The following is a 1,733-nucleotide window of genomic DNA, read 5'->3' on the forward strand; positions in this document are numbered from 1 at the left end:
TCGCAATGACAACAATTCTCAATCCTCAATTCGCAATTCTCAATCGCCTTTAAAGGTTGTTCTCTTTCCCTAGCCCGTCCAGGAACACCTCGGCGCCGCCTATCTCAAGAGACCTCGATGAAGCCTCCAGGATCTGGACCACATGGTGCCCGGCTTCTCCGCTGGAAAGGGATTTTTTGCCAGTGCGGATGCAGTCCAGGAAATGGCCCGTTTCTTCCTTGAGGGGCTCTGCCTGCTGTATGTAGGGAGCCAGCATATCGCCGTAATGATAGGAGTAGGTGAAGCTGGCGAAATCGTCATAGTGGGGCGGGGCCTCCACACGCTTGTCATAGATCTTGATCTTCTCGAGGGGCTCGTTGTCGTCGAAGACCAGCATCTTTTTGCTTCCGACGAAGACCATCTCTCGAACCTTGTTGGGATCGAGCCAGCTGGACTGGATGGTGGCAAAGCCTCCGTTGTCAAAATTCAGGCACAGGCTGGTCACGTCCTCGATGCCCGGGTTGATGTGGGCTTTGCCCTGGCAGTTGACCGACTTGGGGGTGGTGCCGAAGATGTACAGGATGATGGAGATGTCGTGGGGCGCCAGGTCCCACGTAACGTTGATATCCCTCTGAAAAAGACCAAGGTTCAATCGCCGGGAGCTGATGTAGTAGATCTCCCCCAGCTCTTCTGACTCGATGATCTCCTTGATCTTGCGCACCGGGGCCGAGTAAATGAAGGTGTGACCTACCATGAGGGTCAACCCCTTGTTGTTGGCAATGTCCACCAGTTCCCGGCTATGCACGGCCGCCGAGGTCATGGGTTTTTCTACGAAGACGTGCTTGCCCGCCTCAAGTGCCCGCTTGGCAAATTTATAGTGGAGATCCACAGGAGTGGCCACTACCACAGCGTCAACATCAGGGTCGTTAAAGACTGATTCCACATCGCTTGTCGTATCGATCTCCCGATAGAGAGCACTCATGTGATCCAGCCTCGCCTCACTGAGATCGCACATGGTTTTAACGATACAGTCTGGCTGGGCCCGGAAATTCCGGATCAGGTTCGGTCCCCAATAGCCGCATCCGATTACAGCAATGTTCAGTGCTTTTTCCATTTTAGCCCTCCCTTTTGGTTTGTGGATCGATTCAGGATTCAGGATTCAATGTTCAAGAAACATGGCAAAAGCTGGCTAACCATCCCCCTTCGCTAACGTCTATCGAACAGCTACGGCGGACAGGCAGTGTGACCATTTTCAGGTCACATCACCATTCGACGCGCTTCGCTTGCTCACGGCAGGCAGGGTTACACAGGGTTAGATCAGAACTGCAGGCCAAGGTCCAAAGCCCAATGCCCAAAGCAAAGCTACAAACTGTAACGCAGACAGCCGCCCTTCGGCGCACTAATGTTTGCTCAGGACAGGCTGTGGTAAAATTAGCTTTTGATCTTCTTTGCGGAGCTTTGCGGCTTTGCGTGAAGCTTTTGAACTTCGAGATCGCTTCGCATGGTCTACGGCTCGCGATGACCCATCAACGCTTACAGCTATGACGTGGCAAGCAAGTGCGACTGGATTCCGGGTCATCGCTTGCGCTCTGCCCGGAATGACCTTGATTGAAGGTTGTACCTGGGTACCTGGATACGGCTCTTTTTCCCAAGATTCAGACTTTCTCTGTGTTCTCTGTGACTCTTCTATGAGTAGGCCGGTCCTGTCAACGGGAAACTGGTCTATTGCCGACATCGGAAGCCCTTGCTTACAC

At 53.1% G+C, this 1,733-nt stretch carries 1 protein-coding gene; it reads right to left on the bottom strand.

Annotated elements, in window-relative coordinates; all coding sequences use genetic code 11:
- Positions 1 to 49: 49 nt before the first annotated feature.
- A complete protein-coding gene (locus tag P1S59_14405) occupies positions 50 to 1,093 on the bottom strand; it encodes a Gfo/Idh/MocA family oxidoreductase (GenBank protein MDF1527419.1) in 1,044 nt (347 codons plus the stop codon).
- Positions 1,094 to 1,733: the final 640 nt, after the last annotated feature.

Source organism: bacterium, from assembly GCA_029210965.1.
GTDB lineage: Bacteria > BMS3Abin14 > BMS3Abin14 > BMS3Abin14 > BMS3Abin14 > JALHUC01.